This window comes from Rhizobium sp. G187 (genome assembly GCF_051549525.1).
Lineage (GTDB): Bacteria > Pseudomonadota > Alphaproteobacteria > Rhizobiales > Rhizobiaceae > Allorhizobium.
This window is the reverse complement of record NZ_JBPUGM010000004.1, coordinates 278702-300221: the sequence shown is the minus strand read 5'-3', so window position 1 is coordinate 300221 and position 21520 is coordinate 278702. Positions and strand designations below refer to the sequence as shown.

20 protein-coding genes are annotated in these 21520 nt (G+C 61.0%); 12 read left to right on the top strand and 8 right to left on the bottom strand.

All coding sequences use genetic code 11. From position 1 onward, the window contains the following. Positions 1-972 precede the first annotated feature (972 nt). A complete protein-coding gene (locus tag ACSV9I_RS13935; protein ID WP_438329401.1) occupies positions 973-1878 on the top strand; it encodes a trypsin-like serine protease in 906 nt (301 codons plus the stop codon). A 654-nt stretch (positions 1879-2532) separates the two neighbouring features. Here ACSV9I_RS13935 and ACSV9I_RS13930 read toward each other — a convergent pair. The 7 genes from ACSV9I_RS13930 to ACSV9I_RS13900 all read right to left on the bottom strand — a co-directional run bounded on the left by ACSV9I_RS13930 (position 2533) and on the right by ACSV9I_RS13900 (position 9118). Next, positions 2533-2766, bottom strand: coding sequence for a tyrosine-type recombinase/integrase (locus ACSV9I_RS13930; protein WP_438329400.1), 234 nt, complete (start codon positions 2764-2766; stop codon positions 2533-2535). A gap of 78 nt (positions 2767-2844) precedes the next feature. Further along, positions 2845-3432, bottom strand: a complete 588-nt coding sequence (locus ACSV9I_RS13925) for a tyrosine-type recombinase/integrase (RefSeq protein WP_438329398.1) — start codon at positions 3430-3432, stop codon at positions 2845-2847. 469 nt (positions 3433-3901) lie between these two features. After that, positions 3902-4651 (bottom strand): ABC transporter ATP-binding protein, encoded by a 750-nt coding sequence (locus ACSV9I_RS13920; protein WP_438329397.1) that lies wholly within the window; start codon positions 4649-4651, stop codon positions 3902-3904. Further along, positions 4648-5481: an ABC transporter ATP-binding protein gene (locus ACSV9I_RS13915; RefSeq protein ID WP_438329396.1), complete on the bottom strand. Its 834-nt coding sequence runs from the start codon at positions 5479-5481 to the stop codon at positions 4648-4650. The genes ACSV9I_RS13920 and ACSV9I_RS13915 overlap by 4 nt, the downstream gene beginning before the upstream one ends. Continuing rightward, positions 5478-6410: an ABC transporter permease gene (locus ACSV9I_RS13910; protein WP_438329395.1), complete on the bottom strand. Its 933-nt coding sequence runs from the start codon at positions 6408-6410 to the stop codon at positions 5478-5480. Before ACSV9I_RS13910 ends, ACSV9I_RS13915 begins: the two co-directional genes overlap by 4 nt. Continuing rightward, positions 6407-7417 (bottom strand): ABC transporter permease, encoded by a 1011-nt coding sequence (locus ACSV9I_RS13905; RefSeq protein ID WP_438329662.1) that lies wholly within the window; start codon positions 7415-7417, stop codon positions 6407-6409. Before ACSV9I_RS13905 ends, ACSV9I_RS13910 begins: the two co-directional genes overlap by 4 nt. Positions 7418-7480: 63 nt before the next feature. Continuing rightward, positions 7481-9118 (bottom strand): ABC transporter substrate-binding protein, encoded by a 1638-nt coding sequence (locus ACSV9I_RS13900; RefSeq protein WP_054158042.1) that lies wholly within the window; start codon positions 9116-9118, stop codon positions 7481-7483. Positions 9119-9793: 675 nt separating this feature from the next. Between ACSV9I_RS13900 and ACSV9I_RS13895 the strand changes: the two genes are divergently transcribed. From ACSV9I_RS13895 to ACSV9I_RS13885, 3 genes are all read left to right on the top strand, one after another. Next, positions 9794-9988, top strand: coding sequence for a hypothetical protein (locus tag ACSV9I_RS13895; protein ID WP_438329393.1), 195 nt, complete (start codon positions 9794-9796; stop codon positions 9986-9988). Between the two features lie 64 nt (positions 9989-10052). Further along, complete coding sequence (locus ACSV9I_RS13890; protein WP_438329392.1) at positions 10053-11555, top strand: dihydrolipoyl dehydrogenase family protein; 1503 nt, start codon at positions 10053-10055, stop codon at positions 11553-11555. After that, entirely contained in the window at positions 11552-12169 is a 618-nt protein-coding gene (locus tag ACSV9I_RS13885) for a CDP-alcohol phosphatidyltransferase family protein (RefSeq protein ID WP_438329391.1), read from the top strand. The genes ACSV9I_RS13890 and ACSV9I_RS13885 overlap by 4 nt, the downstream gene beginning before the upstream one ends. 17 nt (positions 12170-12186) lie before the next feature. Here the strand turns inward: ACSV9I_RS13885 and ACSV9I_RS13880 are convergent, their stop codons facing one another. Then, positions 12187-12858, bottom strand: a complete 672-nt coding sequence (locus ACSV9I_RS13880) for an RNA polymerase sigma factor (RefSeq protein ID WP_438329390.1) — start codon at positions 12856-12858, stop codon at positions 12187-12189. A gap of 91 nt (positions 12859-12949) precedes the next feature. Between ACSV9I_RS13880 and ACSV9I_RS13875 the strand changes: the two genes are divergently transcribed. The 8 genes from ACSV9I_RS13875 to ACSV9I_RS13840 all read left to right on the top strand — a co-directional run bounded on the left by ACSV9I_RS13875 (position 12950) and on the right by ACSV9I_RS13840 (position 21514). Beyond that, positions 12950-13741 (top strand): TVP38/TMEM64 family protein, encoded by a 792-nt coding sequence (locus tag ACSV9I_RS13875; RefSeq protein WP_438329389.1) that lies wholly within the window; start codon positions 12950-12952, stop codon positions 13739-13741. Between the two features lie 36 nt (positions 13742-13777). Continuing rightward, entirely contained in the window at positions 13778-14023 is a 246-nt protein-coding gene (locus tag ACSV9I_RS13870) for a zf-HC2 domain-containing protein (protein ID WP_438329387.1), read from the top strand. 87 nt (positions 14024-14110) lie between these two features. Then, positions 14111-15340: an ABC transporter substrate-binding protein gene (locus tag ACSV9I_RS13865; protein ID WP_438329660.1), complete on the top strand. Its 1230-nt coding sequence runs from the start codon at positions 14111-14113 to the stop codon at positions 15338-15340. Positions 15341-15382: 42 nt separating this feature from the next. Beyond that, on the top strand, positions 15383-17071 hold the full coding sequence (locus tag ACSV9I_RS13860) for an ABC transporter permease (RefSeq protein WP_438329386.1): 1689 nt from the start codon (positions 15383-15385) through the stop codon (positions 17069-17071). Between the two features lie 2 nt (positions 17072-17073). After that, entirely contained in the window at positions 17074-17745 is a 672-nt protein-coding gene (locus ACSV9I_RS13855; RefSeq protein ID WP_438329658.1) for an ATP-binding cassette domain-containing protein, read from the top strand. Beyond that, positions 17738-18844 carry an FAD-dependent oxidoreductase gene (locus tag ACSV9I_RS13850; RefSeq protein ID WP_438329385.1) on the top strand — a complete coding sequence of 369 codons (1107 nt, stop codon included), beginning with the start codon at positions 17738-17740 and terminating at the stop codon, positions 18842-18844. Before ACSV9I_RS13855 ends, ACSV9I_RS13850 begins: the two co-directional genes overlap by 8 nt. A gap of 349 nt (positions 18845-19193) precedes the next feature. Then, complete coding sequence (locus tag ACSV9I_RS13845) at positions 19194-20471, top strand: MHYT domain-containing protein (RefSeq protein WP_438329384.1); 1278 nt, start codon at positions 19194-19196, stop codon at positions 20469-20471. A 176-nt stretch (positions 20472-20647) separates the two neighbouring features. Beyond that, positions 20648-21514 carry an FAD binding domain-containing protein gene (locus ACSV9I_RS13840; protein ID WP_438329383.1) on the top strand — a complete coding sequence of 289 codons (867 nt, stop codon included), beginning with the start codon at positions 20648-20650 and terminating at the stop codon, positions 21512-21514. Positions 21515-21520 lie beyond the last annotated feature (6 nt).

The window sequence follows — 21520 nt, the reverse complement described above, 5'->3', positions numbered from 1 at the left end:
GTCGTAGCGGAGATACTGGCATGCCGCAGAGCTTTGGCTGACGCATTAGCCAACCAACGTTCCAGGCACAAGATCATTGAGCCGCAACGTTGCGGTTGCTACTCCTGTTGACAAAATGGCGGCTTCACGACGAAAATCTGCGCTTGAGCAGACGGTCATACTTCTCATTCGAGGTCAGGACGTGGATGCACAGGCCGAGTCTCGCCGCCAAGCAATCCCAGCCACCGTCGCCAGTGCGGTTCCGGGTCTCGCGGGTGCCGTGACAACGAGCATAGGCATCACATCTGTCTCTAACGACGATGCCTTGACGACCTTGTATGAACGAGCGGACAAGCTTCTTTCGAAGCCAAGAGTGCGGGACGAAATGTAGCCCGCAGCGCGATAGGTCCCACGCATTCATCGAAATCCGCCCAGATCGATAGGGTCATGATTGCATAGCCCGCAGCAGCGCCGGCCATGCGGTTCATCACGACGAACTGTTTTGCAGAGATCTCATTGTCTGCAAGTGGCGGAAAGGCCACGAGCCACCTGCGCGAGCGGCGTCTGATTTCAGGCGCCTGCCACGAAGTCTCTACAACCGAGATGGTGGAGGGTTTCGGGTGCCGCCGGGCGTAAGAGACCCTTCACCATTGCCGTTATTCGCTTTTGCGATTCGCTGAATCGAAAGCTGTCGTTCAATAAATTGTGCTGGGAATAGGATGGAACGTTGGGGTGAAATCCCTCAGCGTTTAGGCGGAAACAACAGAGACTTATCGATGGCATTGCCCAAGGTGTATTGCGACTATTTGCTGTGCACCAAGGGGCAAGACCACCGCCTCCAACAGCCGTCACCCTTTTACCAACGCAGCGCTGTTCGAGGTGCACGGCTTTGTCTCGGCGCGAAGCTGGCATCACCACGACACCCTGCATGCTCACTACCAACCAGAGCGCAACATTGCACACATGCCCAGTGAAACAGCCAAGGGGAGAGGCATGAAATCGAGAATCGTATCGGCGCTGCTGGGCACGGCGCTCATGAGTTTGGCTGAGGCTGGTCCGGTCCAGGGGGTGATCATTCTCGACAGCACCTGGGCTGATCAGGGCGGGGCAGCTGGTGCGGAAGGCGACGGATTTGGCGCTGCCAAGGCGCTGGCGATGGAGCCGCAGTTTTGCGCCATCATGAGCTTTTTCGACGGCGAGCAGATTGGCGGTTCTGGCACCTGGATCGGCAATGACCAGAACGGCAATGCTTATGTGTTGACTGCGGCTCATAACTTCCCCGGTGACAGTACCGCCACCAACTGGACTTACTACACCCGCGCCGGTGCCGAATTGACCGGCAAGGCAGTGCATATTCATCCCAACTACGACCCCAGCAGCGAAGAAACGCCAGGCTACGACTTGGCTATCGTGGAATTGAACGGACCGTTGGAGGATTGCGATACGCCACCACTCCTCTATGGCGGGGACGATGAACTGGGGAAACTCGCCACGATGGTCGGCTTCGGCTCGAGGGGCATCGGCTCCGTGGGGCAGGATGATAAATACTATATGAGCGAAGATGCCGCTGCGGCGCGCAACATCATCGATGTAGTCGAGGATCCGGCTCCGGACGGCAAAAGTGGCAATCAGTTGCTGGTCGACTTCGACAAGGAGGACGGTTCCACCAATGTCTTCGAGAGCGGCGAATCCCTGCCGGTTGATGAATATGAAGGCGTGTTGGGGTCAGGTGACAGCGGCGGCTCGCTCTGGATCGATACCGAAGAGGGCTGGGTCATCGTCGGGGTCAACGCCTGGGGCGACGATGCGGTTTATGGTTCGACGGGCGGTTTCGCACGGATCAGCACGCAATATGACTGGGTCAAGTCCATCTTCGATGCAAGTTTCACCAACGAGTAATCACCGGTACGGCGAACGCCGCCTGACCGTTTGGCGACCCACCACGGGCCTTTCGCCCTTGAGACATTTGCAAGCACGACATTCTGTTACCGAGCCATTGAACCCCCAGGTACAACGTCCCGGTACTACCGTTAAGCTCGGCCAGGAATTATGGCTGATAGGGCGATTTTCTGCCTGTCCGCCGGCAGCCCTCTTTCGCCCATCTGCCTATGTCCGCTTTTAAAGCAGTGGAACCATTGACGGACAGGCAGGAAGCACCCCATCACGGACATCGGAATTACGCAAACAGACCGGCAGCTTTCCACTATTCGGCGTTTCGGCTTGAATGGGCGATATGAAGGCGCAAAGCCGACTGAAGGCCCCGCTGCGATTGAAAAGCTCAGTGTGCCTAGGGCGCTGCCAGGCCAAGGCAGTATCTTTCCCAAGCAATCATCATCGACCTTCGCTGCTCAAGCAGGTCTGTTCTATGATAGGCTGGCTCGACAGCGTTTCTCACGGTGTGCGCGAGCGATCTCTCTGCCACATCTTTCGCGAAGCCATTTTCAGACGCCCAGTCTCGGAAGCTAGACCTGAAGCCGTGTGCAGTTGCCATTCGACCTGTCACGTCGCTGGCCACGTTTTGATCGCGCAGAAACTTGGTCAGTGTCATGTCACTCACAGGCGTGTTTTTCTTGAAGGGAAAACGAAGCCCTCACCAGTCGCGTGCTGTTCCAGCTGCTGTTCGAGTATCTCGATGCCACGAGTAGTTAGCGGCACTCTGTGGATGACCTTCGCCTTCATGCGTGACGCCGGAACAATCCAGAGCGAGCTACTGAAATCGACCTCCTCCCAGCGCATCTGTCGAACTTCACCTGACCGGCTTGCCGTCAAAATTAGAAGCTCAAGCATTCGCTTTGTCTGAGTGGCCGCTCCAAAGTGAAGTGCGTCGCGAAATAGGCCCGGAAGGTCGCGCCACGGAACCGCTGGTTAATGTTTGACGCGCTCTCTCTTGCTTGGCTGTTTGGGTAGCAATCTGTCGACCACGCGGACGGGGCTGGCTAGAATGAAGCCGTTAGCGGCGCACCACTCCATGACGGCGTCACATCGCTGTTTTATGCGGGATGCCGTTTCAGGTTTCAGCAGCCAGATTGGTTTCAGGCAGCTGGCAAAATCAGCCGGGCCAAGTTCGCTGACCGGTCGATTACCAAGCTTCGGAAATACTGAGGCCACCAGAGTGTTTATCCATTGGTCTGAATGCTTGGCGTTCCGGAATCCTGCTGAGAGATCGGCATGCACCTGTCGGGCAGCTTCCTCAAAAGTTGGTATGCGGGTCTTTAAGCTCGCATCGTTTTCGGCGGCACGTCGCTCTTCAAGAGGATCAATTCCACCCTCAATCTTCGTGCGTGCCTCGAATGCTCGCGTTCGAGCATCTCGGATTGACACGGTGGGGTAGCTGCCCAGACCCATGTCTCGCCGCTTGGAGGTTTTGGGCGACACAAACCTTAAGATCCATTTTCCGGTGCCGGGGGTTTGGGCCGGGAAAAGATATAGTCCCTTGATTGTGCCATCGAGCACGGGCTAGTCATTCGGCTTTAGCTTCCTGGCTCTAGCGTCGCTGAGCATTCCTTCCTCCTTGATGCTTGTAGAGTTCAGCCGTAGCCCATCATTTGGCCCATCACAACAGTTGCGATTGGATGCGATAGAGCGCGACTAGATGCGACTTGATAAGACGCACTTAAGGGATATAATACAATTATCTCAGAAACTTAAACGGTGATATCTGGGAACATGCGGTCTTATATAAAGCGGACAACCTCTCCGCCATTCTTCTTGAGTGCCATTCGCACGTCCAGTCTTTCCAAGATGGACGTCTAAAAGCTCTTCACGTCAGGTACTCACTGCTGCTGCAGACTGTGCTTGGTCTGCGGATACTGCAATGGGTGCCCGAGTTCGTGAGCGGGTAGGCGATAAGCTGGCGCTAAGAGTGGCTTCAGATGGTTCTCGTCGCTGTTGGCGCAGCTCGGTTCACAAACTGTGAAGAACTTCAGTTGCGGCGAAAGCCCTCGCTCGCCGTCATCAACTGACGGGTGTAGTCCGTCGAGCAATCACCATTGCGCAATTGCTCGACGCTGAGTGTCTCGACGATCTTGCCGGATTTCATCACAGCCAGATTTTCGCACATATGGCTGATCACGGCGAGGTCGTGGCTGACCATGACAAAGGTAAGGCCGCGGTCCTTGCGCACCTGTTCGAGCAGGTTCAGGATCTCCGCCTGGATCGAGGCATCGAGCGCCGAGGTCGGCTCGTCGAGCAACAGTACCTTCGGCTCCAGGATCAGGGCGCGGGCAATCGCGATTCGCTGGCGCTGGCCGCCCGATAGCTGGTGCGAAAAGCGGAAGCGGAAGCCGGCGCCGAGGCCAACTTCGTCCAGCGCACGGGAAATCCGTGTCTCCGCATCGGCGAAGCCGTGGATCGTCAGCGGCTCGCGCAGCAGTCGGTCAACCGTCTGGCGCGGATGCAGCGAGCCGTAAGGATCCTGGAAGACCATCTGCACCTGACGGTAGAAGGCCTTGTCACGCTTGCGGCCTTCATAGAGCTTGCCATTGACCGACAGAATGCCTTGGCTGAACGCATTCAGCCCGGCCACGGCCCGCAGCAGCGTCGATTTGCCGGAGCCGGATTCGCCGACGATGCCGAAGGAGGCGCCGCTTTCCACGTCGACGTCCACGTTGTCGAGCGCCCGGTAGCCATCGAAGCTGACGACCATGTCTCTGATGGCAAGGGCTGGTCTCATAGTTTCCACTCCGCCTGACGGGAGAGCACGGGCAAAGGATGCCGGTCGGCGACGATCTGCGGCAGGCATTCGAGCAGCCCTCTCGTATAGGGATGTTGCGCTTCGTGGAGCCGTGTCGCCTCGATCTCTTCGACCACCCGGCCGGCATACATGACGAGCACGCGGTCGCAGAAGGACGAGACCAGCCGCAGGTCGTGGCTGATGAAGATCAGGCCCATGCCGCGATCGCGCACCAGCGCGTCGAGAATGGCGAGCACTTCGAGCTGGACGGTCACGTCGAGCGCCGAGGTCGGTTCGTCGGCGATCAAGAGTTCGGGACCGCAGATCAGCATCATCGCGATCATCACACGCTGGCCCATGCCGCCGGACACTTCATGCGGATAGAGATCGAACACCCGCTCCGGATTGCGGATCTGCACGGCTTCGAGCATGGCCAAGGCCCGCTTGCGCGCGTCGCTGGACGACACCTTCTCATGCGTCCGGAGCGTTTCCATGATCTGCCGCCCGACGGTCATGACCGGGTTCAACGAGTATTTCGGATCCTGCAGGATCATCGCCAGCTGCTTGCCGCGCAGTGAGCGACGACGGGCAGGGCTGGCGGTCAGGAGATCGGTATCGCCGAATTGCAGCCGGTCGGCCGTGATCCGCGCCTGGGCCGGCGTCAGCCCCATGATCGCGCGGCCGGTTTGCGACTTGCCGGACCCGGATTCACCGACAATGCCGAGCCGTTCGCGCCCGAGCGTGAAGGAGACGCCGCGCACGGCCTCGATCAAACCGGTGCGGGTCGGGAAGCTGACACGGAGATTTTCGACGGTCAGAAGCGCGCTCATTGGCCGGCCTCCTTCGGATCGAGTGCATCCCGCAACCCGTCGCCCAAGAGGTTGAAGCCGAGCGAGACGATCAGGATGGCAAAACCCGGCATGGCCGCGACCCACCATTGATCGAGGATGAAGCGGCGACCGGATGCGATCATCGCGCCCCATTCCGGCAGCGGCGGCTGTGCGCCGAGACCGAGGAAGCCAAGGCCGGCGGCCGTGAGGATGATGCCGGCCATGTCGAGCGTCACGCGCACGATGACCGAGGAGAGACACAGCGGCACGATATGCGACAGCACGATCCGGAGCGGCGAGGCCCCCATCAGTTGCACCGCCGCAATGAAATCGGAATTGCGGAAGGTCAGCGTTTCGGCCCGGGCGATACGGGCATAGGGCGGCCAGGAGGTAATCGCGATGGCCAGCACTGCATTTTCGATGCCGGGGCCGAGGGCAGCGACCAGCGCCAGTGCCAGCACCAGCTTCGGAAAGGCGAGGAAGATGTCGGTGATGCGCATCAGGACGCCATCGATCCAGCCGCCGGCATAACCGGCGATCGTGCCGACGATGAGGCCGACGGGTGCGGCGATGACCGCGACCAGTGCCACAACGAACAGGGTCAGCCGCGAGCCATGGATCAGGCGCGAGAGGATGTCGCGACCCTGATCGTCGGTGCCGAGCAGATAGCCGGCACTGCCGGGCGGCAGGAGGCGGGCATTGCGCAGATCACCCTGAACCGGCGAATGCGGCGCCAGCACATCGGCAAAGGCGGCGACGAAGAGGAGGGCGAGCAGGATGGCGAGACCGGCCAGCGCCAGCCGGTTTTCGGCAAAGCGCTGCCAGATGATATAGGCCCGGCCACAACGGGCCTGCAGGCGGGATTGCGGCCGGTCGGATGTGAGCCAGCCTTTCCAGGATTGCTGGGAAGTGGGGACGGGTGTGGTCATCGGCTGCGCGTCCTCGGATCCAGCGTACGGTAGAGAATGTCCGACAGAAGATTGATGCCGATGAAGACGGATCCGATCACGATCGTCCCGCCGAGCACGGCGTTCAAGTCGGCATTCTGCAGCGAATTGGTGATGTAGAGGCCAAGCCCCGGCCAGGAGAAGATCGTCTCGGTCAACACAGAGCCTTCGAGCAGGCCGGCATAGGAGAGCGCGATGACGGTAACCAGGGGGACGGCGGCATTGCGCAGCGCATGGAACCAGATGATCCGGGCTTCGCTCAAGCCCTTGGCGCGGGCCGCAACGATGTATTCCTGTGCCAGCTCATTGAGCATGAAGGAGCGTGTCATGCGGCTGATATAGGCCATGGAGAAATAGCCGAGCAGGCCGCCGGGCAGGATGATGTGGCGGAAGAGATCCCACAGCACATCCCATTGCCGCTGCATGGCGGCGTCGATGAGGAAGAAGCCGGTGACGGGGGTAAAGCTGTATTCATAGACGATGTCGACGCGGCCGGGATAAGCGACCCAGTTCAGCTTTGCGTAGAAGAACAGCAGCGCCAGGAGACCCAGCCAGAAAATCGGCACGGAATAGCCGATGAGGCCGACGACACGCACCAGCTGGTCGGCGAGCGAGCCTCGCTTGACGGCGGCCAGCACGCCGAGCGGCACGCCGAATACGGCCCCGATGATGGTGCCGACAGTGGCAAGCTCGATCGTTGCCGGAAAGACGCGAGCGATGTCCTTCATCACCGGATTGGTGGTCAGCACCGACACCCCGAAATCACCCGACAGGGCCTGGCGGACATAGATGATGAACTGCTCCCAGAGGGGCAGGTTAAGGCCTAGCTGCTCGCGCACACGCTCGACGACATGCGCCGGCGCACGGTCGCCGACGATGGCAAGCGCCGGATCGATCGGCACGACGCGGCCGATGAAGAAGGTGACGGCCAGAAGGCCGAGATAGGTGGTCACCACCGTCAGCAGGAATTTGCCGACGCTGATGGCGATCGAGGAGGCGCGCTGAGACGCGCGCCTCCGGTCGACCTGACTGTCAACTTGGGTCAAGGACGACTATTCCTTGGTGACTGTGTTGACATAGTTGGTGTCGAAGCTCGGGCCGAGCTTGTAGTTCTGTACCTTGCTCGAATAGCCGGCGATTTCCGTCTGCTGGAAGATCACCACGAACGGGCCTGTTGCCAGAACCTGCTTCTGCAGATCCTCATAGATTGCCGCGCGCTTGGCCGTATCCTTTTCGAGAAGGGCAGCGGCGGTCTTGGTCGAGAGTTCCTTCGGATCCCAGGCATTGCGCCAGGCGAGCGTCTTGTTCGTGCCTGCATCGGAATTGTCAGGGTTGAAGGTGAAGGTCTCGGCATTGGAGTTCGGGTCGAAATAGTCCGAGCCCCACTGGCCGATATAGATGTCGTGCTGGCGGGCCCGGAACTTGGTCAGCGTCTGCTTGCCGTCTCCGGGGATGATTTCCAGCTTGATGCCGGCCTGGGCAAGCGTCTGCTGCACGTTTTCGGCAATGCCGGTCACCGGCTGCGTATTGCGCACATCCATGGTGACGGTGAAGCCGTCGGGCAGACCGGCCTTGGCCAGCAGTTCCTTGGCCTTGGCGACATCGAGCGTGTAGGGCGTGTCGTCAAGCGCGCCGAGTTGGCCTGATGGCAGGAAGGTCTGGTGGATCGTGCCGATACCCTTGATCAGGGTCTCGCCGAGCGCATCATAGTCGACGAGGTACTTGAAGGCCTCGATGACCTCGGGCTTGGCCAGGTTGGGGTTCTTCTGGTTGAGGCTGAAATAGTAGAGCGTGCCCTTCGGTGCCGAGGTCGTGGCAATGCCATCCTTCTTGGCAACGGCGTCGAAGTCGCCCGGATCGAGGTTGCGGGCAACGTCGATATCACCGTTTTCAAGCGCCAGGCGCTGGCCGGAGCTTTCCTTCATGTAGCGATAGATGACGCGCGCAAGCTTGGCCTTTTCACCGTAGTAGTTGTCGTTGCGCTCGAGCACGACAACTTCGTTGGCGCGCCATTCGCGAATCTTGAATGGGCCGGACCCGGCGTAACCAGTCTTCAGGAATTCATTGCCGAAATCGGTGTCATATTTGTATTCGGCGGTCGGCGTGACCGGCTTGGCATTCTCCATCACGACCTTCTTGTCGACGACGGATGCGACGGTTGCCGTCAGCACGTTGAGCACGAAGCTCGGCGCGTAGGGCTTGTCGACGGTCATGACGAAAGTGGATTCGTCGACGGCCTTGGCCTTGTCCGTGACGTTGTCGCCGTTGAGGCCGAACTGGGTCAGCAGGAAGGCTGGCGATTTGTCGAGCTTGATGACACGTTCGAAGGAAAACGCGACATCTTCAGCGGTGATCGGATTGCCGGAGGCGAAGGTGAGCTTCGGCTTCAGCTTGAAGGTATAAGTCAGGCCGTCCTCCGAAACATCCCAGCTTTCAGCGATATCGCTGACGATTTTCGATGTATCCGTCGGATCAAGCGCGACAAGCTTGCTGTAGGTGTTGGCGGTGACCTCAGCTGTCGAGATTTCGAAGGCTTCGCCCGGATCGAGCGTGATGATGTCGTCGATCGCCCAGGCCTGGACGAGTGTATCTGCCGGGGTGGCAGCATAGGCCTGCGGCGCGGCTGCAAGCAGGAGGGCAAGAATTCCGCTCGTCGTGAGCAGTCTCAGGCGTCTGTCGAACATTGTCATGGTACTGTTCCCTTCTTTGTTTTTATGGGCAGGCGAAGAATGCAGTGTGTTCGTTCCGGAGCGATACAGGCAGGTTCAGCGCGTTGCCGCAGCTGATTTTGCGCTGACGTCGCCCGTCTTGGCAGCTTAGGGCACCGTATGTGGGTAACCTGGATGTTCAGGCTCCTGCCGCACCCTTCTTTCTCCATGGGGTTTTTGTGCAGTCGTGTGGACGTTCAAGAACTCGCTTGCTTCAACACACGTGCTGAGAGGGAGTTTGGAATGGCCGTTAGAAATGAGGTCCATGAGAGTGGTCCCAAAAGCCCGTCGCATTGAAAGATGATCGCACCCCGAGATCGGGGTCGAATTAAAGAAACTTGAATAATCTCATCAAGCGTAGGACCAGATAGCCCCTCGATTCAAGTGTGAAAAAATTTTCTTCTGGGTGTGTGACGTCAAACGGAGAGGTGTGGTGAGACGGTTAGGTCCAAAAGAGGTCTGAGACCGGGACGCTGTCCGATCATGTCCGTAAACACAGGCTGGAAGAGCAATGTGACCTGGACTGGCCAGGTCCCAGATTGCTTAGCACCGAGGCGAGACCGGGACCGAGAAACCAGCCGAGAGCTTGTGTTGGCACCTCGGTTTACCCTCCGCTTTTGCCGAGACCTTGCCGGCCTTCCAAGCCGCGATCCCGACGTGCTGCCGGAGGAGAACGATGCCACGCGGGCTTTGGCGGCCTTTTCGCCGGTGCTGTCTGCGGATTTCTGGCTTTGGCGGCCCTGCCTGATTCGGGGTTTTGCTCCGGGGATGATCAAGCTCGCTGCGGTGCTGCGGCTTGCCGACCCATATCTGCATTGCGCGCTGACCAAAAAACTTGCTGCACGCTTGTAACAATCCGGGTTTCTGCTCGTCTAACGGATAACAACGCAAATGCTCGGGTTGAGCGAGGAGCCCTATGGACCAAGATCAGCGCCTTTCCAGATCCATCTGGCAACGGCCCAAGCGTTTCGATCGCAACCTGGTTGTTATCGGCGCGGGCTCTGCCGGCCTGGTCTCGGCCTATATCGCGGCGGCGGCCAAGGCGAAGGTCACGCTGGTCGAGGCGAACAAGATGGGCGGCGATTGCCTCAACTTCGGCTGCGTACCCTCGAAGACGCTAATCAAGAGCGCGAAGGTCGCGCACCAGATGCGCCATGCCGATCATTTTGGCCTGGAGCCGGTCGAGCCGAAGGTGCCTTTCGCCGCCGTGATGGAGCGGATCCACGGAGTGATCGCCGAGATCGAGCCGCATGACAGCGTCGAGCGCTACACAGGCCTCGGCGTGGAAGTCCTGCAAGGTTATGCAAAGCTGATCGATCCCTGGACGGTGGAAATCGCGCTGAACGACGGCGGCACGCAGCGTCTGACGACGCGGTCGATCATCATCGCAACCGGTGCGCGGCCTTTCGTGCCCCAAATCCCTGGCCTTGCCGAGATCGACTATCTGACCTCGGACACCCTGTGGGAGCGGCTTCGTGGTCGCCCTGCCGTGCCGCAGAGGCTCGTCGTTCTGGGCGGAGGGCCGATCGGCTGCGAGTTGGCGCAGAGTTTTGCCCGGCTTGGCTCTAAGGTCACGCAGATCGAGATGGCTCCACGCCTGATGATGCGTGAGGATGAGGATGCAGCCGCGCTGGTGGAGGCTTCAATGAAGTCTGACGGCGTCAATGTCCTGACCAGCCACAAGGCGGTCGCTTGCGGGGCGGATGCCAGCGAGAAGTGGATCGAGGTGGAGAAGGACGGGGCAAAGTCCCGCATCGGCTTCGACGAGATCATCGTTGCAGTCGGACGCGCCCCGCGTCTGAAGGGCTTCGGGCTCGAGGACCTCGGCATCAAGGTGGATAGGGTCGTCGAGACCAATGAGTACCTCCAGACACTGCATCCGAACATCCTGGCGGCCGGCGATGTCGCAGGGCCTTACCAATTCACCCATGTCGCCGGGCACCAGGCCTGGTTTGCGGCGATCAATGCGCTGTTCGGGGATCTCAAGCGCTTCAAGGCGGACTATAGCGTCATCCCCTGGGCCACCTTCACCGATCCGGAAGTGGCGCGCGTCGGGTTATCCGAAGCCGAGGCAAAGGAGAAGAAGATCCCGCATGAGGTAACGCGCTTCGGCATCGACGATCTTGATCGCGCGATCGCCGACGGTTCAGCGCGTGGCTTCGTCAAGGTGCTGACCGTGCCTGGCAAGGATAAGATCCTCGGCGCCACCATCGTCGGTGAACATGCCGGCGACCTGCTCGCCGAATTCGTCTTTGCCATGAAGCACGGCCATGGGCTCGGCAAGATCCTCGGGACCATCCATATCTACCCGACGCTGGCAGAGGCCAACAAGATGGTGGCCGGGCAGTGGCGCCGAAATCACATCAACGGCTTCCTCCTGTCCTTGCTCGACCGTTTCCAGACCTGGAGGCGCGGATGATCGACGCGAAGATCCTGCCGCTGCAGAAGGCGGCGTTGCAGCCCGTTGCCGAGTTTCTGGCGCATCGCGGGGTGCGGGCAGATCAGATCAGTCTCGTCGGTTTCCTGGCAGGGCTTGGAGCCTTCGCCGCACTCTGCTTCGGCTTTTTTCTGGCAGCACTTCTCCTCATCCTCGTGAACCGTGCGCTGGATGGCCTCGACGGCGCGGTTGCCCGCATTCATGGCCCGACGGAGCGTGGTGCCTATCTCGATATCGCGCTCGACATGGTTTTCTACGCACTGATCCCGCTCGGCTTTGCGGTGGCGATGCCTGAGGTCAATGCGCTGCCGGCTGCGGTCCTGATCGTTTCCTTTGTCGGCACAGGCTCCTCCTTCCTCGCTTTCTCGGCGGTTGCGGCAAAACTCGGACGCAAGGCGCCGGAATTCCCCACCAAGGGTATCTACTACGCCGGCGGTCTGGCTGAAGGCTTCGAGACGATCGCGGTCTTTGTCGCCATGTGTCTCCTGCCGCACCATTTCCCGCTGATCGCCTATGGCTTTGCCGCCCTTTGCGCGCTGACAACCGTCATTCGCTGGCGCCAGGCTTGGCTTGCCTTCTCGGGAGAAGATAAATGAGCCTTGCCCTGTCTCGGTCAGAGGCCAGCATTCAGGCGGTCGAGCGCACTCCGAACCGTCAGCCGCGCCCGGTGCAGAAGCACGCGCATATTGCCCTCGGAGATGTCGAGCAATGCGCAGACCTCGGCCGGATCGAGCCCTTGCTGGCCGCGCAGGATCAGGACTGCGCGTTGCGCGGGCGGCAGTGTTTCGATGACCGCCTCGACATGTTGCAGAACGCTTCGACCCTCGATGTGGCGCTCGGGCGTCAGGTCTTCCCAGAGCTCGGGTCTGGTGCGCCAGTGTCCGCGCCCGTCGAAAGCCTCGCCCAGACCGTTGCCATCCCCGAGATCATCGAAAGAGACAATGCGGCCTTCGCGGCGGGCGCGACTGCGGGTCTTGTTGAGGAGGATCGTGTAGATCCAGCTTGCGAGCGATCCGCGTCCTTCGAAGAGATCGATGCGACTGAGGACAGACACCCAGGTGTCCTGGACGACCTCCTCGGCGATGTCGCGCGACCGGACGATGCCCGCGCAAAAGCGGATCATCGCGGCATTGTGCCGGCGATAGAGCAGCTCGAAGACGGCGGCATCTCCGTTCACGAGGCGCCGCGCCAGAGCCAGATCGTCACCTTCACCCTGCGCCACGCCACCCCCTGCCTCAGCCCGGGCGCCATTAGCAAAACAATCGCCGTCGATGTCCAGCAGCATTCGACTGCATCAAGCCATAGTGACCATGGGGGATCGGTTGCGCCGGAACAGGTGTTCTTGAAAGGCGCAGGCGCGCTGCGGGGAATTCACGATGATTGACAGCCGTTCTCCGCAGCGCGGCCGTCCTCCGGGCGACGACCCGATCTCCTCGCCGGGCGCTGTCGGCCGAGGCAGCCTCTGGCGCTATACGCCTCTCGTCCTCGTCGTCGCCGGCCTCGCGCTCGGTTATGCCTTCGGCCTGCAGGACTATCTCAGCCTTGGATTCCTCGCCGAACAACGTCAGGCGTTGCGGGCCTATGTCGATGCCAATGTCCTGTGGTCTGCGCTGATCTTCCTGCTCGTCTATATCGCCGCCGTTGCGTTCTCGTTTCCGGCAGCCTCGGTGCTGACGATCTTCGGCGGTTTCCTCTTTGGCTGGATGATCGGCGGCGCCCTGGTGGCCGTTGGCGCCACGATCGGTGCGGCGCTCCTGTTTCTCGCGACGCGCTCTGCGTTTGGCGACTTTCTGCGCCACCGTGTCGATGGTGTCGTCAAGAAGATGGCGGACGGGTTTCGCGAGAATGCCTTCGGCTATCTCTTCGTTGTCCGTCTCGCCCCGGTCTTTCCCTTCTTCGTCGTCAACATTGCGGCTGCCCTGTTCGACATCAGCCTCGGGCGGTTCATCGCAGCGACGTTCTTCGGCATCCTGCCCGGCACCTTCGCCTATGCCTATCTCGGCCAGGGCGTCGACAGTGTGCTGGTGGCAGCACAGGCGAGCGGCCGGGAAGCGCAGATCTCGGATCTCGTGACGCGCGACATCACACTCGCCTTCTTCGCGTTGGCGCTGGTGGCGCTGATCCCGACGCTCGTGCGGCAGATCCGCAAGCGCAGGAGTTTGCCATGAGAATTCATGTCCCCCTTGGCCTTTGAGGTATGAACCATGTTTCGATGCAGTGAAGTCGCCGAGCGTGCCAGCCTTTTGATTGATGGCGATCTCGGCTTCTGGGCGCGGCTCAACATCAAGCTTCATCTGGCCATGTGCCGGGGATGCCGGGCCTTCGTCGACCAGATGCGCATCACTGATGATCTCAGTGCCATGGCGTGCACCATGCATGATCCGGCGCCGAGCGAGGAGATCAAGGCTGCACTGGCACGACAACAAATGTGGTCCCAGAGGAGAACATGAGATCCGGTGGATCTTTCGAGCGTAGTTCAAACAGGAGCCGCAATGCCTGAACGTCAGGCGGTCGATTTTGAGGGAGAAGGACACACTATGGGTTTGATGCGTGGTATTTTCGCCGCCGGCTTGATCGCCGCTGCAAGCTATCTCCCGGCCGCTGCCGGCGGCCCGGAATTGTCGGATTGGACGGCCGTCGAAAAGGCAGCGTCCGGACAGACAGTCTATTTCAACGCCTGGGGCGGATCGGAAAACATCAACGCCTATCTCGAATGGGTCGGCGCTGAAATGCAGTCGCGCTACGGGGTGACCGTGGTGCAGGTGAAACTCGAGGATACCGCAAGCGCCGTTGCCAAGGTGATTGCCGAAAAAGCCGCCGGGAAGAACGAAAACGGGTCGGTCGATCTCATCTGGATCAACGGCGAGAACTTCGTTTCGATGAAGCAGCAGGACCTGCTCCTCACCCCCGGCTGGGCAAGCACGCTGCCCAATTGGCGCTATGTCGATATCGAGAACCAGCCCACCATCCTGACCGACTTCACCGAACCGACGGATGGGCTGGAAAGCCCCTGGGGCGGCGCGAAGATGGTCTTCTTCTACGACAGCGCCCGCGCGGAAGCGTCAAACCTGCCTGATAATGCCACCCAACTGCTCGACTGGGCGAAGAACAACCCCGGCCGCTTTTCCTATCCCGCGCCCCCCGATTTCATCGGCTCCTCCTTCCTGAAGCAGGTGCTGAGCGAAGTCATCGCCGATCCGGCCAAGCTGGCAAAGCCGGTGGTCGAGGAGAGCTTCGAGCAGGATGTCGAGCCGCTGTTCGCCTATCTCGACCAGTTGCATCCGGTGGCCTGGCGCGGAGCCAAGACTTTCCCGCAGAACTATCCTGACATGAAGCAGAAGCTGGCCGATGGCGAGTTGGACATCATTTTCGCCTTCAATCCGTCCGAAGCCTCAGCCGGCATCAAGGCGGGCGAGCTGCCCGAGACCGTGCGCTCCTTCACCTTCTCCGGCGGCACGCTCGGCAACACCCATTTCGTCGCCATTCCCTATAATGCCAATGCCAAGGAGGGGGCGCTGCTGACGGCGAACTTCCTGATTTCGCCCGAAGCGCAGCTTCGCAAGCAGGACCCGACCTATTGGGGTGACCCGACCGTTCTTGCCATGCCGAAGCTTCCGGACGCCGATCGTGCCGCCTTCGCAGCGCTTGACCTCGGCGTTGCAACGTTGACACCGGACAAACTCGGCCCCGTGATTGCCGAACCGCATGCGAGCTGGATGGAGCGCATCGAAGTCGAATGGCGTCGGCGCTATGCCAGCGGCAACTGAGCCGTGAAAGCCCGGGGGACCGATCGCTCCTTCGTGGACGGGTTGACCGCACATCTCCCGAGAAGTGCGGTCGCCCTCACGCTTGGCCTTCTGGTCTTGCCGATCAGTTTCGGGCTCCTCGGCACGCTGCTGCCGGCCTTCGGTTATCTGCCCGCGCTCGGCGGAGATGACCTCAGCCTGCAACCCTTTCGAGAGCTTGCCGCGACACCGGGCCTTGCCACAGCCGCAGTCTTGAGTGTGGCAACCGGCCTTGCCGCCACGCTCATTTCTCTCGGCATCACGCTGATCTTCATTGCGAGTTACGCGGGCACACCGACGCTGTCGCGCCTGCAGCATCTGCTGTCGCCCCTGCTGGCGGTTCCGCATGCGGCCGCCGCCTTCGGGTTCGCCTTCCTGATTGCCCCGTCAGGCTTCCTCATCCGCCTCGTCGCACCATTCCTTGGCATCGACCGGCCGCCGGATATTCTCATTCCCCATGATCCGATGGGGCTGACGATGATCGCGGGCCTGGTGATCAAGGAAACGCCCTTCCTCTTTCTGGTGACGCTTGCAGCCCTGCCGCAGGTTGAGCTCCCCGCGGCTCGAAGGCTTGCCGCCTCCTTCGGCTATGGACGCATCGCGGGCTTCACCTACCTGCTTTGGCCGTCGCTCTACCGGCAGATCCGTTTCGCCGTCTATGCCGTCATCGCCTATTCGTCCTCGGTCGTGGACGTGGCCCTTATCCTTGGACCAAACTTGCCCGGAACGTTGGCAACCCGGCTCGTCCAGTGGATGAATGATCCGGATCTGTCGGCGCGTTTCCTCGCTTCGGCCGGTGCCGTCCTGCAACTGGGCGTTACCGTGGCCGCACTGCTCACGTGGTTTATCCTCGAACGACTGGCGTCCGTCCTGCTTCGCCGGGCGAGAGAAAAAGGCTGGCGGTTCCTCCGCGACCAGTTCTTACGCCGCCTATCGATCCTGGTCGTCGGCCTGATCGGCGGCGCGGTGTTTTCAGGTCTTGCCATTCTCGCCCTCTGGTCTCTCGCCGGTCTCTGGCAGTTTCCCGATCTTCTGCCGCAGAGCGTTACGCTCAGAAGCTGGATGAGTGCCCTGCCGCGCATCATCGATCCGCTGATGACCACGCTGGTGACGGGCCTCGCCTCGACGCTCATGGCCATCCTCTTGACCATCGGCTGCCTCGAACGGGAGCTTCAGACGGGACGCAGCGTCGGCGACAAGGCGCTGTTGATGCTGTATCTGCCGCTGATCGTGCCACAAATCACCTTCGTCTTCGGCCTTCAGCTTCTTTTCATTGGTAGTGGCGGCGGCGAACACAGGCTCACAGCACTCGTGCTCGTCCACCTCGTCTTTGTCCTGCCTTATGTCTTCCTCTCGCTGGCTGATCCCTGGCGGGCACTCGACCGTCGCTACGAAATCATTGCCACCGCCCTTGGCCGGTCGCGGATTTCGGTGCTCCTGTCGATCCGCCTGCCCATGCTGATCCGTCCGATCCTGACGGCGCTTGCCGTTGGCTTTGCCGTCTCGGTCGGGCAGTATCTGCCAACGCTGCTGATTGGCGAGGGGCGGCTCTCGACCATCACCACGGAGGCCGTCGCTCTCGCCTCTGGCAACAATCGCCGCGTCATCGGAGTCTATGCCCTGCTGCAGACCATCCTGCCCTTCCTCGCCTTCGCGCTCGCGACGTTGATCCCCGCAGCCCTCCACCGCAATCGCCGGGACATGCGGGTGTGATGATGCTCCAGCGACAGCCCAGCAAAGGCCTCTCCCTCTCGAATATCCTGATCCGCCTCGGTGATGTCAGCCTGATAGAGGTGACCGCAGATGTGCCTGCCGGTTCGGTCTTCACCGTCATGGGACCGTCGGGATCGGGGAAATCCACCTTGCTGTCCTTCATCGGCGGTTTCCTCGATCCAGCGTTCCACGCCGAGGGGACAGTCTCCGTCGATGGTGTCGATCTCCTGTCTCTGGAGCCGCAAGCCCGCCGGGCCGGGATCCTCTTTCAGGACCCGCTGCTCTTCCCGCATATGTCTGTTGGTGCAAATGTCGCCTTTGCCATCCCGGCGGATGTGTCGGATCGGCGCCAGCGGCGGGAGATCGCGGCAGACATTCTGGCCGAGATGGACCTCGCCGGTTTTGCCGACCGGGACCCGGCCACGCTTTCCGGCGGACAGAAGGCGCGGGTGGCGCTTGCCCGCGTTCTGGTCTCCCGACCCAGATTGCTGCTGCTCGACGAACCCTTCTCCAAGCTCGACATGGCGCTGCGCGCCCAGATGCGCAGCCTGGTGTTCGAGCGCGCAAGGACTGCCGGCCTGCCGGTCATTCTCGTCACCCATGATGAGGCCGATGCCGCTGCTGCTGGAGGACCTGTTCATCGTATAGGCCTGACGGATGCCTCGGATGGCTGAGGCCCGTGAAACGACGGGATCAGTCGTGCTCCTCGGCGGTGGCCACGCCCATGTCGAGGTGGTCCGCCGGCTGGGCGAACTCGGCTTCGGCGGGCAGATCACACTCGTTTCCCCCTCTCGCCATGCGCCCTATTCCGGCATGCTGCCGGGCCATATCTCGGGGGAGTACGGTTTCGACGATTTCCATATCGACCTGGCCGCACTCTGCAGACGCGCTGGCGTCACCTTCCTCGAAACCGTCGCAACCGGGATCGACCCGGAAGGCCGCATGGTCTCGCTCGCGAGCGGCGAAAGCATCGGCTACGGCCTGCTCTCGATCGATATCGGCTCCACCCCGTCACTGCCTGAGGGCATATCGACCGGTATCTCCGTGAAGCCCATCGCGAGCTTTGCCGATCGCCTTGCGCGGCTCGATGCGCTGGCGAGAGAGGGACGGCTTTCGACACTGGCGGTGGTCGGGCAGGGGGTCGCCGGTGTCGAGGTTGCCTTTGCGCTGAAGCGCCGGTTGGAGGGGCGTGGTATCAGTGTTGCCCTTGTCGGTCGGGCCGCGGAGCCCGTCCCGGAGCGCAGCCGCTGGGCCCGTCGACTGCTGGAACGCGAAATGCGAAAAGCAGGCATCGCCCACTATCCGGCTTTCGATGTTGTGGCTTTCCGCGACGGCGAACTCGTGTCGCGTGACGGGCGGACGCTCTCGGCAGACGAGGTCGTCTGGACGACATCAAGCGGTGCGCCGGCCTTCCTGCGCGCGACCGGGCTCCTCCTCGACGAAAAGGGCTTTATCCGCGTCGACGAGACATTGCGTTCCCTATCCCATCCGCAGATCTTCGCGGCTGGCGACGTTGCATCGCTACCAAGCCCCCGTCCCAAGGCCGGCGTTTTCGCTGTGCGCCAGGGGCCGGTGCTGGCCGAGAATATCCATCGTAGCCTCGTGGATAAAAGCCTCGAGCCCTATCGCCCGCAAACCTCCTGGCTGGTCCTGATCTCGCTCGCCGACGGACGGGCCATTGCCGACAAATGGCGCTTCGCGATCCGCGGCCGCTGGGTGGCCCGGTGGAAGCATCGCATCGACAGCCGGTTCATGCACAGATATCGGTCTTGAAGCGATGGGAGATGCGGTCATGACAATCCGAGTTCCAGTGAACTCGGTCGTCGTGTTTTCCCGCTCCGCGAATACATCCCAAATAATGCACAGACTGCCTTGAAAACCCTGGAGTTGGGCGAGCGGGAATAGCGGTCGAACACGGCATGCGCACCGGCCATCCTTTGCGGCGATGCGGTCTTCGGCCAGCCATTGCCATCTGGCTCGACAAGTTGTGCGGCGCGTGACTACAGTGATGTCAGGCCCGCTGGGAGGCGCGCCGACGCAGGTCAGCCAATGTCGCCGCATGCACCGCTCGTGTCATCACATGAGCGGTAAATCTGAATGCCCGAAGTTTGCAGAGACAGCCATGACGGAACTCACCTCATCGTTCAGCTACAGCCCGATCCTTGTCGCCCTTTCGGTGGTGGTGGCGATCCAGGCCGGATATGTGGGCATCAGCCTCGCGCTCTTGATCCCCAGCGCCTTTGCCAACCGCCGCCGCCTGCTGATCGCCGGCTCGGCGATGACGCTCGCGGTCGGCATCTGGAGCATGCATTTCATTGGCATGCTGGCAATCACCACCGCAGTCCCGATCGACTATGCTGTCGTGCCCACGCTTCTCTCATTCCTGATTTGCAGTCTCGTCACGGGCGTTGCCATCTATCTCGCTAGCCTGAGGTCACAGCGCCTGCTGGTGATCGCCGCTGTGCTCATGGGTATCGGCATTACCATGATGCACTATGTTGGCATGACGGCTGTGCATTCGGTCTTTCATCTCACGCATGATCCGGTCTACACGCTCGCCAGCATTGCTATTGCCATCGCTGCATCCGGTCTTGCGCTCTGGCTCGCCTTTTCCGCCGAAAGGCGGCCGCCGCTCTTTCTCTGTGCTGTGGTGCTCGGCTGCGCGGTATCGGGCATGCATTATATAGCAATGGCCGGTACGACACTGCATCCGTCCGCCGCAGAGGTTGCCAACACGACTTCCCTGATCTCCGGAGACATATTGGCGGCCATTGTCAGCGTCGTCGCCTGCAGCATTTCGGCCGTGTTCATGCTGGCGCTGATCCCAGCAGAGGCAATGGATGCGCGCAGAGAGACTGTCTGGCGCGAAGCGCATGCTGTGCCCAATGCTCCTCTTGGGGCAGGTTCGCAGTTGGGCACTCCCCCACAAACCTCGAGAAAACTGGCTGAGCAGCACCTCACGCGGGTCGCAGTGGAAACTGTCGAGCTGCCCGAAGTTGCCGCGTCGTCTGCCCCGATCCCGTCCGTGGGCGACCTTTTGCTTCCGATCGAAAAGAACGGCAAGCGTTTCCACATTGCAGCGGATGACATTGCGTCGGTTCATTCGAACGCGCACTACACCTATATCTTCAATGGTCGTGACGACTTCTTCTGTCCGTTGTCGATCTCTGAGATCGCAGCGCGCCTTCCCGAGACGATATTCTCCCGGATCCATCGCAGCTATATCGTCAATCTCTTCTTCGTCATCCGCATCAAAAAGGCGGGCGATTCCGGCGTTGTCGAACTGGACACGCCCGTCAGACGCACGGTGCCAGTCAGCCGGTCGAAATTGACGGCCTTTCGCTCTGAGCTCGCGGCCTTCAAGGCGTCGATGGACACCGGCTCAACCGACGATCGTTAAGTCAGCTTCCCTGCCGCATTTCGTGCAAGCCACTCCGCATTTCGTGCAAATCGGGGCGATTGGTGTGCTTCTCGTTGTTTGCAGGGCGCATTCATCGCCTGCTGTACGAACTCGACGATCGACCCAGGAGGTGTGGTCTTGCGTCGTTCGGAACGAAGCTTTGGGAGGAGCGGCGGATGATACCAGGTACATTCGATTACCACCGGCCAACGACGGTCGAAAGCGCTGTCGCGCTGTTGGAGCAACTCGGCGAGGATGCCCGACCGCTGGCTGGCGGTCACAGTCTGATACCGTTGATGAAGACCCGGCTGGCGGCGCCCGAGCATCTGGTGGACCTTTCGGCGATTGAAGGACTGCGGCATGTGGAGGTTGTGGGTGCGGATGTCGTCATCGGTGCGATGACGACGCAGTATTCGGTCATCACCAGCGCTTTGCTCGCCGAACTCGTTCCGATTTTGCGTGAGACCGCCCTGGTCATTGCTGACCCACAGATCCGCTACAAGGGGACGATCGGCGGCAACTGCGCCAATGGCGATCCGGGCAATGACATGCCGGCTCTGATGCAATGTCTTGGGGCGAGCTATGAGCTGACCGGCACAGGCGGCACCCGTCAGGTGCCATCGCGAGATTTCTATCTCGGCGCCTATGAGACGGCGCTTGCGCCAGGTGAGATCCTGACCGCGATCCGTATCCCCATTCCCCCGGCGGGTCATGGCTACGGCTATGAAAAGCTCAAGCGAAAGGTCGGAGACTATGCGACTGCGGCGGCAGCCGTGGTCATCACCATGGCATCCGGGACCTGCACCAGTGCTTCGATCGGTCTGACCAATGTCTCGGAAACGCCGCTCTGGGCCGCCGAGGCGGCAAGGATCCTGGTGGGCAGCACGCTCGACGCGTCCACCGTCAATACGGCGGTCGCGGCGGCGGAGGCCATCACCAATCCGGCATCCGACATGCGTGGTCCTGCCGAATACCGGACCAAGATGGCCGGTATCATGCTGCGCCGCGCTCTCGAGCGGGCCCGCGTCCGCGCCACCGTCTGAGGGGGG